General features: G+C 45.1%; 8 protein-coding genes. 6 read left to right on the forward strand and 2 right to left on the reverse strand.

What is annotated here, in order from left to right:
- Positions 1–44 precede the first annotated feature (44 nt).
- From UNH61_RS08825 to UNH61_RS08850, 6 genes are all read left to right on the forward strand, one after another.
- Positions 45–926 carry a cupin-like domain-containing protein gene (locus tag UNH61_RS08825; protein WP_326991718.1) on the forward strand — a complete coding sequence of 294 codons (882 nt, stop codon included), beginning with the start codon at positions 45–47 and terminating at the stop codon, positions 924–926.
- 214 nt (positions 927–1,140) lie between these two features.
- A complete protein-coding gene (gene rimO / locus UNH61_RS08830; protein WP_326991719.1) occupies positions 1,141–2,451 on the forward strand; it encodes a 30S ribosomal protein S12 methylthiotransferase RimO in 1,311 nt (436 codons plus the stop codon).
- A gap of 191 nt (positions 2,452–2,642) precedes the next feature.
- Positions 2,643–4,397, forward strand: a complete 1,755-nt coding sequence (locus tag UNH61_RS08835) for a DEAD/DEAH box helicase (RefSeq protein WP_326991720.1) — start codon at positions 2,643–2,645, stop codon at positions 4,395–4,397.
- A gap of 191 nt (positions 4,398–4,588) precedes the next feature.
- On the forward strand, positions 4,589–6,526 hold the full coding sequence (gene glgB, locus UNH61_RS08840; protein WP_326991721.1) for a 1,4-alpha-glucan branching protein GlgB: 1,938 nt from the start codon (positions 4,589–4,591) through the stop codon (positions 6,524–6,526).
- 297 nt (positions 6,527–6,823) lie between these two features.
- Complete coding sequence (locus tag UNH61_RS08845) at positions 6,824–7,735, forward strand: DUF4382 domain-containing protein (RefSeq protein WP_326991722.1); 912 nt, start codon at positions 6,824–6,826, stop codon at positions 7,733–7,735.
- 150 nt (positions 7,736–7,885) lie between these two features.
- On the forward strand, positions 7,886–8,494 hold the full coding sequence (locus UNH61_RS08850) for a hypothetical protein (RefSeq protein ID WP_326991723.1): 609 nt from the start codon (positions 7,886–7,888) through the stop codon (positions 8,492–8,494).
- A 1,970-nt stretch (positions 8,495–10,464) separates the two neighbouring features.
- Here the strand turns inward: UNH61_RS08850 and UNH61_RS08855 are convergent.
- Together UNH61_RS08855 and UNH61_RS08860 are read right to left on the reverse strand one after the other, a co-directional pair.
- Positions 10,465–12,861 carry a glycoside hydrolase family 31 protein gene (locus tag UNH61_RS08855; RefSeq protein WP_326991725.1) on the reverse strand — a complete coding sequence of 799 codons (2,397 nt, stop codon included), beginning with the start codon at positions 12,859–12,861 and terminating at the stop codon, positions 10,465–10,467.
- 277 nt (positions 12,862–13,138) lie between these two features.
- Positions 13,139–14,212: an oxidoreductase gene (locus UNH61_RS08860; RefSeq protein ID WP_326991726.1), complete on the reverse strand. Its 1,074-nt coding sequence runs from the start codon at positions 14,210–14,212 to the stop codon at positions 13,139–13,141.
- Between the last annotated feature and the right edge of the window lie 28 nt (positions 14,213–14,240).

The following is a 14,240-nucleotide window of genomic DNA, read 5'->3' on the forward strand; positions in this document are numbered from 1 at the left end:
GAATAATTGTTCCCTTTTTGTACCCTTTTTAACAATTCGTACGTATGATTATACAACAAATAGATCGAGTTGATGAAATTGCGCCGGAGGAATTCAAGAAGAACTACTATGAGCCACGTAAACCTGTTATTATTTCTGCTGCTGGATTGAGCAAAAAATGGCCGGCTTACAATAAATGGACCTGGGATTATTTCAAATCGATAGTTGGTGACACGACGGTGGGGGTATATAATAATGAACGAGCAGGAGAGAACACCCTGGTGAATGGAGCGGATGATTATATTACTTTCGGTGAATATCTGGATATGATACAGCGTGGCCCTGTAGCGCTACGTATTTTCCTCTTTAACATTTTTCAGCATGCTCCCCAGCTGGTAGAAGATTTTGCCTGGCCGGATGAGCTGGCCAAAGGGTTTCTGAAAAAATACCCGATGTTATTTGTCGGGGGAGCCGGTTCGGTAGCACATATGCACTATGATATAGATCTTTCTCATATCTTTCATACCCAGTTTATTGGCCGCAAAAGAGTGCTGTTGCTGGAAAATAACCAGTCGACCTTTATTTACCGCATGCCTTTTACCGTAGAAAGTGCAGCTAATTTTGTAAACTGGAGTGAGCAGCTGGACCAGGATCAGTTCCCGGCCCTCAAACACGCAAAAGGCTTTACGGCTATATTGAATCATGGAGATACCATGTTTATGCCCGGCGGTTACTGGCATCACATGGAGTATATGGATGGAGGATTTGCGATGAGTCTCCGTGCCCTTGACCCATCTCTCGTTAATAAACTCAATGGGCTTTATCATATTGTAGGATTAAGGGGAATGAATAATCTGATGATCAAAATGGCCCCGAAATGGTGGTTTCATTATAAAAGAAAAATGGCTTATAGCCGGGCCGACAGGGCCATACAGGCGTTAGGCTAAAGTATCCGTGATTTATGCTAAGTGGCTGATCAACAATTGTTTAGTATAAATTTCTAATTATCAATTCTTTTTGCTACCTTTGCACCTTCCTAACCCCCACTAAGACTCAAAGTCACATACAGTAAGTCTGCTGTTTAATTCAATCAGTGTCTGTGTGTCTTCGTGGCGGTAGCGGCTCAATGAATGCTTGACCGCTTGTTTAAAACATTCGCGCTTGAAGACAAAAACTTTAAAGAAAGACAAGGTTAATATTATTACGCTTGGTTGTTCCAAGAACATGGTGGATTCGGAGGTATTGAGCGGACAGCTTAAGGCCAATGATGTTGATGTGGTGCATGAGAGTGCTAAACGCGACCACAATATTGTTGTTGTAAATACCTGCGGTTTTATTGACAAGGCCAAAGAAGAATCCATTAATACTATCCTGGAGCAGGTAGAGTTGAAGCAGCGCGGAAAGCTGGACAAAGTGTATGTTACCGGGTGCCTGAGCGAACGTTATCGTGGTGACCTGGAACCTGAGATTGCCGGTGTGGACGCCTGGTTCGGTACCATGGAGTTGCCCTTGATCCTGAAGAAATTTGATGCTGATTATAAAGCAGAGCTGGTAGGAGAGCGCTTACTAAGTACCCCTTCCCATTATGCTTACCTGAAGATTGCAGAAGGATGTAACCGTACCTGTTCGTTTTGCGCCATTCCGTTAATGAGGGGAGGCCATGTGTCTAAGCCCATTGAGGAACTGGTGCTGGAGGCGGAGAAGCTGGTGAAATCGGGTGTAAAGGAGATTATGCTCATTGCACAGGAGCTGACCTATTATGGTCTGGACCTGTATAAAACACGCCGCCTGGGGGATCTGATGCGTGCCCTGGCGGGAGTAAAAGGACTGGAGTGGATTCGGCTCCACTACGCTTATCCTACCAAGTTTCCTATGGAGATCCTGGATGTGATGAACGAGTTCCCTAATATTTGTAAATATATTGATATGCCGCTGCAGCATGCTTCCAATGCCATGCTGAAAGCCATGAAGCGTCAGATCACGCGTGAAGAAATTGAGGACCTGGTGCATGCTATCCGTGCCAGGGTACCCGGTATTTGTTTGCGCACCACTCTCATCGCCGGTTTCCCCGGTGAAACCAATGAGGATGTGGAAGAACTGAAAGGCTTTTTGGAGAGAATGCGTTTCGACAGGGTTGGGGTGTTTACCTACAGCCATGAAGAAGGAACCAGTGCCTACGAGCTGGAGGATAATATCCCGGCTGAGGAAAAGGAAAGAAGGGCACAGGAAATAATGGAAGTGCAGCAGGAAATCTCCCTGGAGAAAAACCAGGAGAAAATAGGAAAGATCTTTAAAGTAATAGTAGACAAGAAAGAAGCCGGAAGATATCTGGCCCGTACCGAATTCGATTCGGTAGAAGTCGACAACGAAGTGATCATCGACACGAATAAGCGCCTGAAACCCGGCGATTTTGTGGAAGTAAGGATTACCAAAGCGTTTGACTATGATCTTGAAGGAGAGCTTGTATCATAAGCCATTCCCTGCACACTATTACAGGAAAATAATTTAACAGCAATAGCCCGGCCGTTATTGGCTGCCAGCTGCTGGTTGTTGATTTTGAGTTGCTGCATCAGGCAGCCTGAAAAACAACTAAGCACTAACGCTGAATACTAAAGGCTAACAGCTGAAATTCGCTCCCGACGGAGCCTGATTAATGAAAATCAATGACAACATTTGAATCTCTGGGCTTACAAGAGCCTATCTTAAAGGGAATTACGGACCTGGGTTTCGTTTCCCCAACTCCGATCCAGGAACAGGCAATACCGGTATTGTTAAGTGGTGACCGCGATTTCGTGGGACTAGCCCAGACGGGCACCGGTAAGACTGCAGCGTTTGGTTTGCCTTTGCTGCAGCAGCTGGACCTGAAACTGACCAAGCCTCAGGGCCTTGTATTGTGCCCTACCCGCGAGCTGTGTCTGCAGATCACGAACGACCTGAAAAACTTCAGCAAGTATCTCGGTGATGTAAGCATCGTTGCTGTATATGGTGGTTCCAGCATTGTGCAGCAGCTGCGTGAACTGAAAAGAGGGGTACATATTGTAGTAGCTACTCCGGGTCGTTTGCTCGATATCATCGACCGTGGCGCTATCAACTTCGAAAACGTACGTTATGTAGTACTGGATGAAGCGGATGAGATGCTGAACATGGGATTCCAGGAAGATATCAACAATATCCTGTCGAATACACCGGAAGATAAAACTACCTGGCTGTTTTCTGCTACCATGCCACAGGAAGTTCGTCGCATCGCCAAAAAATACATGGAAGATCCGTTTGAACTGACCGTGGGTACAAAAAACAGCGGTAACGTTAATATAGAACACGAATATTATGTGGTACGCCCCAGGGATAAATACGCGGCACTGAAACGTATCGTGGATTTCAACCCTGAAATATTCGGTATCATCTTTACCCGTACCAAAATTGAGTCGCAGGAGATCGCAGAATCCCTCATCAAGGACGGTTATAATGCAGATGCCCTTCATGGAGATCTGACTCAACAGCAGCGTGATAAAGTAATGAAACGTTTCCGTGAACGTGCGTTACAGGTACTCGTTGCTACGGATGTAGCAGCCCGCGGTATCGACGTGGATAATGTTACTCACGTTATCAACTACGACCTGCCGGATGACGTAGAAAACTACACCCACCGTAGCGGCCGTACAGGAAGGGCTGGTAAATCCGGTACTTCCATCGCTATCATCGGTAACCGGGATATCGGAAAGATCCGCCAGATTGAAAGAGTAATCCAGAAGAAATTTGTGAAAGCAGAAGTACCAGATGGCTTCGCTGTTTGCGAAAAGCAGCTGTTTGGCCTGGTACATAAGATACATAATGTGTCTGTGAACGAAGAGCAGATCGAACCCTATATGGATCGCATCAACGAAGAGTTTGCAGCCATGACTAAGGAAGAGCTGATCAAACGTTTCGCATCTCTCGAATTCAACCAGTTCCTGGAATATTACCAGGATGCTCCTGATCTGAATGCAAAAGATGAAAGGCGTACATTTGGGGAAGACAGCAAAGGCCCTCGCAGGAGCGACGGCAAGTTTACCCGCCTGTTTATCAATCTTGGTTCTGTAGATGATTTCAATCGCGGTGATATGCTCCGTTACCTGTGCGACAACACCGGTATACGCGGCAATAAGATCGGCCGCATCGACCTGAAGGGTGTTTATTCTTTCTTTGAGGTGGAGAGCGATGAAGTAGGCAAAGTAACAGAAGCTTTCAAGAAAGTAGAGTACAATGGCCGTAGCGTAAGGATTGAAATGTCGCAGGACAGCGATCGCCGCCCTCGCACAGGTGGAGGTGGTGGTTATGGCGCCCGTAGGGAAGATGGCCCCCGCAAGAGGAGCTGGAATGGTGAAAAACGCGAATCCTTTGGAGGAGGAGGCAGACCGCCATTTAAGAAGAAATACTAGGAAGAATTAGGATTTGAGAATATAGAATTAAGAAATAGCCCGAAGGCCTTAGCAGATAATTATTATCAATCGCTAAGGCCTTCGGGCTATTTCTTAATTCTATATTCTCAAATCCTAATTCTTCCTAGTATTTCTCTTTTCCAAAAATTAGACTATCTTGTTAATTCAGACACCCAATTCACACGTTATTTATGACCGGAGCTACAAATTACGCTAAACAGATTGTTGAACCGTTTTCCCTATTTTCCTCCAGTGATATCACACTGTTCCAGGCCGGGTCACACTATCGCCTATACGAAAAGTTCGGCGCCCACCCTGTGGAAGTGGAAGGCGCGGAGGGTACTTATTTTGCCGTATGGGCGCCGGATGCTGCGTTTGTAGCGGTGGTCGGAGGTTTTAATGGGTGGGATCATTACAGCCATACCCTGTTTCCCCGCTGGGACCAGTCGGGTATCTGGGAGGGCTTTGTACCAGGTGTGAAAGCAGGGGAGATGTATAAGTATTTCATTCGTTCCAACAGCGGAGAGGAGTTACTACGGGGCGATCCATATGCCAATTATTGGGAAGTCAGGCCGAAAACAGCGTCGAAGGTATGGTCGCTGGACTATGAATGGGACGATAAGAAATGGATGATGGGACGCAAAGCGCATAATTCGCTGAGTAGTCCGTTTACCGTTTATGAAGTGCACCTGGGTTCCTGGCGCCGGCCGGACCCCACTGATCATGAGCGGGTTTATTCTTACCAGGAGATAGCCGAGATGCTGGTGCCTTATGTGAAAGAAATGGGATTCACGCATGTAGAGCTGATGCCGGTGATGGAGCATCCATTCGACGGTTCCTGGGGATATCAGATCACCGGATATTTTGCTCCTACTTCCAGGCACGGTACGCCGCAGGATTTCATGGAAATGATAGAAGCGTTTCACCTGGCAGGCATTGGCGTGATCCTGGATTGGGTACCATCGCATTTTCCGTACGACGGACATGGATTGTATCGTTTCGACGGATCGCATGTGTATGAATATGCGGATATGCGTAAGGGTTATCATCCGGATTGGAACAGCTATATATTTAACTATGCACGTAATGAAGTAAGGTCTTTTCTGTTGAGTAATGCAGTTTTCTGGCTGGACCGGTTTCATGCCGATGGGCTGCGGGTGGACGCCATTGCATCGATGATTCATCTGGATTATTCCCGGGAACGCGGAGCATGGGAACCCAATGAACTCGGAGGTAATGAGAACCTGGAGGCTATTAGTTTCCTGAAAAAACTCAATGAAACAATTTACGCGCTTTTTCCTGACGTGCAAACGATCGCTGAAGATTCTACTGCTCATTACGGTGTGTCCAGGCCCACATTTATGGGAGGTTTGGGCTTTGGAATGAAATGGATGATGGGATGGATGAATGATACATTGGACTATTTCAAAAAGGATCCTATACACAGAAAGTGGTATCAAAACGATCTGACCTTTAGCATGGTGTATGCCTATGGAGAGAACTATATGCTGCCATTGAGTCACGATGAAGTAGTACATGGCAAATCGCCCATGTTATACAAGATGCCGGGCGACGATTGGCAGAAGTTTGCTAACCTGCGGCTGCTGTACAGCTATATGTATACGCATCCGGGAACAAAGTTGCTTTTTATGGGAGATGAGTTTGGGCAAACATCGGAGTGGAACTATAAAACGGAGCTCGATTGGCATCTTATGCAATATCCGACTCATCAGGGGATGAAATCATTTGTGAAAGACGTCAACCAGCTATACTTTAACTCAAGTGCATTGTACGACTTGCAATTTGATCCGGCAGGATTCGAATGGATTACAGTGAACGATTATGATAACTGTGTGTTGGCGTATTTGCGAAAGGGCAAAGCGGTTGACGATATGTTGCTGATCGTACTAAATATGACACCCGTAGTACGTGAGAATTACCTGGTTGGGTTACCAGTGTCTGGCGAATGGGAAGAGGTGTTGAACAGTGATGCCCCGAAGTACTATGGTAGCGGGGTTTTGAATACGGGTGTAATTAAGACAATTAAACAGATTTATAACGGAAGAGATCATACACTTTCATTGCGTTTACCTCCATTGGCGGCTACTATATTGAAGAAAAAGCCGTAACATAAAATTAATATCCCGCCTGATAGATTGAGTAGAAGGGAAATGGCAGCTATTGTCATCTTCCTAAAAGATTCCATATCAATAAAAAAGATCCGGAGAGCATCTGTCGAAAAAAAATTCTTCCGGAGTGTTAAACTTTGTTAAAAATTAGCCATCTATAGAAGGGCAGTTCTGGCAGCAATAACGAGAGGATATACTGCGTTAATTTAATACGTCAACTTAACAAGTCAACTTTTCAACCAGGTCACCTGATCACTAAGTCCATATTTTTATTAATTACAACTAAAACCGATTTTTATGAAACGTTTCCTCCGTAAGCCGGGGCTGGGTTTAGCGATAGTAGCGTTGTCTGCTATAGCATTAATGGAGTCCTGTTCAAAGGATAATTCGGCCTCTACAGCACCGATTCCGGCTAACCAGCAAAAAGTAAGTCTTTACCTTGCGGACGATCCCGGTTATTTCGACAAAGTATTACTGGACATCCGTAAAGTGGAAGTTCTGGTAGATACTTGCGGGGATTTAGAAGACGTCAACTGGCAAGACAAAGATCGTAGTTTCTGGGATGAAGATCACGACAACGACAGAAAAGCCGCCGGGCAGAACAAATGCCTGCTTTGGGATTCACTGGATATACATCCGGGTGTTTATGACCTGTTAACCTTGCGTAATGGCGCGGATACCTTACTGGCCGGTGGTAACGTCCACAAAGGTACCATGGAACAAATCCGCATCACCATTGGCACTAATAACTCATTGGTAAAGAACGGTGTTACTTATCCGCTGAAATCAGTTGCCGGCCAGTCTAAGATTGTTGTGAAAGTTCGTCACGAAGAATGGGACGCACTGACAACCAACAATTTCCAATTGTGGCTGGACTTTGATGTAACCCGCTCTATTATCCGGAACTGGAATGGTCAGTTTATTCTCAGACCTTTCATCAATGTATTCACTGTAATCAAGATGGGTAGTCTTTCCGGTAAAGTAACTCCATGGGATGCTTATCCGGTGCTTTCTATCTACGATAACAAACAGGATACGCTGTATGCATTGCCCTGGAGAAGCGGAGAATTCAAGGTACGTGGTTTGAAAGTTGGTACCTGGAATGTGTTTGTAAATGCTTCAAATGGCTTTAAAGACACCACCATTACCGGCGTGAAAATAGAGGCTGGTAAAGACGTGAACCTCGGCGATATCAAATTGCATAAATAATTTTGTATTAATGTATTACGCTGGTTGTTCTGGTTATGCCAGGGCAACCAGCGTAGTTGTTTCAGGAAATAGTCAACCTGTATCCCCATCGCATTCATTTTATCACTGATTATATGTGTGGAATATTTAACTTGTGAAAAAGGACTATCTATGAAAAAACATTGGTACCTCTTTATGATACTACACTGTGCACTTGGTGCCGGTGCAATGGCTCAGGGGAAAGCCACTAATCAGCGGGATGCACAGCATCGTAAGCAGGGATATTGGGTGGAAACCGTGGGGGAGATAAGAGGGGAGCCGGGTTATACCCAGGAAGGGGTATATAAGAACGACAGGAAAGAAGGTGTTTGGAAGAAGACTTCCCCCATTGGCACGCTGTTGTCGGAGGAAACTTATAAGCATAATGTGCTGGATGGGCTTTGTAAATATTATTTCCCCAATGGAAAGCTTAGTGAGGAAGGGAGTTGGCTGGCGACTGAAATACCCGGGGAAAAAGATACCATTATGGTCATAGATCCTGTTACCAATGTGGAAACACCTACCGTAATTATCAGACTTGGAAATGCTGTACGTAACGGAGTATGGAAGGTGTTTGATGAGGAGACCGGGAAGATGGTGAAAGAATATTATAAACGAGGCGACCAGGTGACAGCGGAAGAAATAGGAGACAGTACTACCACGGCGGCACCTGCTCCGCCGAAACCTCAGATGCACCTGCCACATGAGAATGCTGGCAAACAAAAAAAGAGAGGCCAGTAAAAATGAACAGCTGAAAAGCTAAAATGAACAAAATGAATTGTCCATTTTAGCTTTTTTTATGTAATTTCATTAGAAGGATGTGACTTTAAGAACCCGAAGTTCACCAGTAATTTTTTATTGCTAATCCTTTTAATTTGTTTGTATGAAAAGCCTAATCATCAGCCATAGCGAGCATCCACATGACTTACCCGGTATTGAGTATAGCTCAGATAAGATAGAGCTCCTCTTTAAAGGTGTGTTTATTTTCCTTGTATTTTGTGCTTTGAGTTCCATCTTTTTCCTGTCTGTTTGGTATTAAGCATTGTTATATACTTTCCGTGAAATGGCATGTATATCAACCAGCTATGAAAGCTATTGTATAGTTTGTCATATATATTTACCACGTTAGGGATTTTGCATTCAGAAGTTTTTGAAAAACTTATTGTATCTTATATGTGGCTATTGGTACCGTGTTTAATAGCCCGAAATAGATTTTATCAATCAGTGATAACCTGATATAAGTGGAAGGCTGGATGGATGCCGATGATGATGAAAACCTTATCCGATAACAGTGCCCGTTTGATGCTAAGAAGGCCATTCGCTTTGTTGACTGCAGACAATTTTCCAGTGTTTATTCATCTCAAATTTCAGTGATCAGTTTTCAGCGTTGTTAGTAACGCACTCTCTATCAGCGATTTTTTTAAACCCAAAATAAAACGCGATATAAAAACCAAGATGTATGCCATCCTCCTGCTCTTGTTTTTTTCAGTTATTTCTTTACAGCATATGAAGGCTGAAAAGAATGTTGCTTACTGATATCGTAGCATTAGTGTTAATTGCTCCAATAACACATCATATAGCTTTACGTTACCGATGTCGGGGGCTTCTTACTACTCTTTTACAGTTCCGCCGGGAAACAACTCTTTTGGGCCAATAGATGCAGGCACGTATAATATTTACATCAGCAACGGCAGTTCGAACACCTATACGTACTATTTGAATGGTAGTTCGCAGACCAGCAGCGGTGGTGCAAGTTTTAATGGCGTGTCTGTGATATTCTTCATTCCTGTAGTTTTTGAAATCGATTGATAAAAGTTAAATTGTTTTTTTTGTCTCAAATGCTTGCTGTGATTGAGTTTGTGCTGATTCAAGATCGGATATCCGATAAAATAATCTTAATCCAATATCAATGCTTCGTTCATTTTGTTCATTCTTCAATTCTGCTGCCGGGATATTTTGAACAATCGAATTAAGCTTCTACTTTTGACTTCTCTAAAGTTGGCATAGGTTATGAAACCGGCGCCAGATCTCTATCTGAAGTGCCTTTTCTTTTCTCTGTTTTTCTATGAATAAATCAGTTTTACAAGATTAGGTTTTCAAAAATTTTCGTCCGTTTTAAGTTGATCAATCGATGATGTAGCATTGTTGTGCAAAGATTTGGGCGAAGTTATCAGGTGAATGCGCTGTGGCGCCGGCATACCGGCGGAATGGTTGCTGAAGCTTATTTCAGCGGTGGTTGCTGTGTTGTAACAAGCCGGATTTTTCCGCACAATGATGAGAAATTGATTTTCTCTTGCATGTTTTGTTGAAATGGGGATAGGCGCGAATAGGAAAAATATTGGCATAGTGAATATTAACGGGAAGAACATTGACTTGCGTGAGGGGAGATTACTTTTCACCGTTTACAGAACGGATATAGCGCCATGGAAGTAAGTAGCTGGCATAATAAATATTGCCGGAAGGAGTATTGGTTGGTGCGGCGGGAGGCTACTTTTCAACGTTTGCAGAACAGATATAACATCATGGAAAACCAGTTTGCCTGTTAATAATAGCAATAATGAATATTGACGATAAAAGCATTAGTTAGCGTACAGCCGAAAGCTGATTGGATAGTATTGCGGAAATTTCAATTGATTTCAGAGAAGATAAATATAGCTGGCAATAATTAAATACGATCGCCTGCCCGGAGAGGCAGGCGATCAGCGTTTAATTTATTTCAGAATAATTTCCTCGAAGTCGCGCGGTACCAGGAAACTCACGGTATTATCGGCTTGTTGGATGTTGGCCGGCAGCGCGGCTGATTCTCCGTCAATGATCATTGACGCCGGTTTGAACGGCAGGCCATGTATGATGATCCGGTAGTTCTGATAGGCAGTTTCGTAATTGATATAGCATTGTTTTTTCAGGAAGAACTGTTGTGCAGTGGATCGTTGTTTGAAGCGGATCACGTTGTACTGACTGTTTTTATATCCATAGTGATCACCGGCATCTTCATACAACACACTTTTTACTTCTCCTTCTCCGAAATATACATGCAGCAACATTTCAGTAACCGGTTTTTCCTGTGTGAACTGCATTTCAGGGAATTGAGGAAGCACTACGCCAGCTTTTACAAATAAGGGCATTTCTTCCAGCGGAGTAGCCACCGTTACTTTCTGGGCGCCTGCATACTGTTTGTCGTTCCAGAAGTAGTACCAGTTACCTGCCGGCAGATAAACAGCCTTTTCTTTCATGCCTTTTTCGCTCACATGACTAAGCAGCAACGCATCGCCGAACATAAACTCGTGGGTGCAGTTGTGTGTAGCTTCATCGTGTTGTGCAACAAAAGCGAGAGGACGCAGCATTGGTGTACCATTGGTGGAGTACTGCCAGAACGTGGTATAGAGATATGGCTGCAGTTTATATCTCAGTGTAATAAACTTCGCTACTACTTTTTCATAATCGGGGCCGAAGCTCCAGGGCTCCTGGTTGAAGCCGGTTTCATTGCTGGCCGAGTGGGTACGCATCAGCGGATGGAATACCGCCAGCTGTATCCAGCGCGTATATAATTCTCCATCAGGCTCGCCGATGAAACCACCAATATCACTACCGGTAAAGGAGATACCCGAAACAGAAAGGCGCTGACATTGTACGCTGGCCAACCAGAGGTGTTCCCAGCTGGAAACGTTGTCGCCCGTCCATACAGACGACCAGCGCTGTACACCTGCATAAGCCGAGCGGGTGATCAGGAACGAGCGGTGAGGCATCAGGTACTTTTTCATACCTGCTGCAGTGGCTTTACTCATGAGGTGACCGTATATGTTGTGCGCCTTGCGGTGACTCACCTCTTCTCCGTCGTAATCGTGGCGCACATCTTCCGGGAAGGACCCCATTTCAAACACCGCGGGTTCGTTCATATCGTTCCAGACGCCGCGTACACCTATTTCAGCCAGACTTTTGAACAGGCTGCTCCACCACTCCCTCACTGCCGGATTGGTATAGTCGGGGAATACGCATTTACCCGGCCATACATCGCCTTCCATCAATGCACCATCGGCGCGCTTACAGAAGTAGTTGTTTTTAAGCCCGTCCTGGTAAACCTTGTAGTCGGGATCTACTTTAATACCGGGATCTATGATTACCACTACCTTAAACCCGATGGACGCCAGTTCTTTTATCAGTCCAATCGGATCGGGGAACCATTCCTTGTTCCAGGTGAAGCACCTGAATCCGTCCATATAATCGATGTCGAGGTAAATTACGTCGCAGGGGATGTTACGTTTCCTGAATTCCCGGGCCACTTCTTTTACCCGTGTATCGGGGTAGTAGCTCCACCGGCACTGGTGGTATCCGAGCGCCCATAATGGCGGAAGTTCGGGCGTACCGGTGATCCTGGTATAGGATTCGGCCACCTGCAATAGTTCCGGACCATAGATGAAATAGTAATTCATTTCACCGCCTCTTGCCCAGAAACTGCATACATCTTCCCTTTCTTTGCCAAAATCGAAGATGGTGCGGAAGGTATTATCGAAGAAGATGCCGTATCCAACACCGTTGTGCAATCCATAATAGAAAGGGATATTGCGATAGAGCGGATCGGTATCTTTCTGATAGCCATAGGCATCTGTACCGTAGTTCTCGAGGCGTTTACCCCGCAGGTTCAGTTCGGTAGGCTTATCGCCCAGTCCGTAGAAACATTCGCCTTCCTGTATAAGTTTGCTGCAATACTGTATTTTTCCGCCTTTCAGCAGATAGTGTTGCCAGTGATACCCCATTTCATCCTGGTTGATCACTTTACCTTCTTTATCAGAAATAGTCAGGCGAAGATTGTCGCGGGCTATGAATATCTTCAGTTCATCTGTATAAATCTCAAACGTTTCTTCCCATTCCTTGATACCGAATGAGATGGGCGACTCTTCCAGGGTATCACTGGTGGCGTAGGAAAAATCTCTCTGAAAAGTGCCGTCTGCCGCGTATCTGAAACGGATGATCTTGTCGGCAATTACTCTTACTTCCAGTATGGTTTCCGTAGTATAAAAGCAAAAATAGTTTCCTTCTTTTTTCCATTCCCTGATCCCGTCAGGGTAGTGTTTGGCGCCGTATTTACTTGACGAGGTTTCAACTTGCATAATCTCATTTTCTGAATGCCTGGCAATAGGTTGCCATGGTCTTAAATTACATAAAAAATTACAGTATGAGCAGACCTTTTGCGTTGGATGTTCATATTTCTGCGTTTACCCTTTAAAATCGCAGGTTGACAAAAAATACTTCCTGGGAAATAAATTAGTTATTAACTTCATATCAGTATAATTACTTTTTGCTTTAACCTATTTTACCGGTGCGCCTTTCCAGGAGCACCTTTTTGTTGACTTGTTGGCCTGGACCTCAATCGGGTGGCTGATTTTGTTAGTTCGTAACGAGTACTCCCAGTGTTTTTCCGGCAAAGTATACCCTTGTTCCTTTTTTGGCTTTGGCGACTACATTAAAACCCGGGCCAATTGGTACCCAGGTTCGTCCGCCGTTTTCGGAAATATCCGTACCGGAAGTGCCTGTTGTGATGAGTAAGGAAGGCGAGATCCATGCTACGCCTGATTTGTAGCCGCCCGGTGCAACGGCCGGGGCTTCCCAGCTGCGGCCACCGTTGTGAGTTAGCATACAGTTCCCATTGCGGGCAGTATCGTTCCGGTAGTCGCCTCCTACGGCGATACCCCTGTTTGTATCAAAGAAAGCAATTGAAAATGTGCCTGTTGTGCTGCTACCCTGTACCATCGGAATCGTATATGCTTTCCAGTTATTTCCTTCCTGTATGAAGAAGCGTGATTTGCTTCCGCCCGTAGCAAAATAAGTAGTATGGTCAGGAAAGGTGACGAGACTTGTTCCGCTGGCAGCAAACAACGCTTCGCCGGAAACGGCTTCTGGCAGGGCTGTGGAAGGATCGGTGGTCCAGCTGTGTCCGCCATTATGTGTCCGAATGACAATAAATTTGTTGTCTAATGGATCGCCTATAGCCATCCCTTCTTTGTTGTTATAAAATTGTATGGCATCAAAGAAGATTCCCGGGCGACTATCGCGGAATACTTCTGTCCAGTTGCGTCCTCCATCTTCCGTAATAAAAACAAGTGCAGGAGAGCCGGCATTCAATACAATGGCTTTATGGTCATCAAAGGCATGTAACGACCGCCAGTCGCAGCTATCACAGCCATTTACCAGGGTCCACTGCCAATGGGCGCCACCATCGGTACTTTTTCCCACCTGACCGCCGGTGCCGGAAGCCCAGACTACCTGGTCGCTTACTACGCTCAACCCCCGGATACTTATCTGAGGGGGCGCCGGAAGCGCCTGGATCCTGTATTTGGTTTGTGCATGTATGGGCGATAAACATGCTCCGGCCATGCAACCCAGCATACCTAACAGGCCGCTCCGGAGCCATTTTAGCCGACCGTGGGCTAACAGGTTAATGCGGGTATCGATCATCATCATATAACATTTCATTTATTTCCAGTCTGTT

The organism is Chitinophaga sp. 180180018-3 (assembly GCF_037893185.1).
GTDB lineage: Bacteria > Bacteroidota > Bacteroidia > Chitinophagales > Chitinophagaceae > Chitinophaga.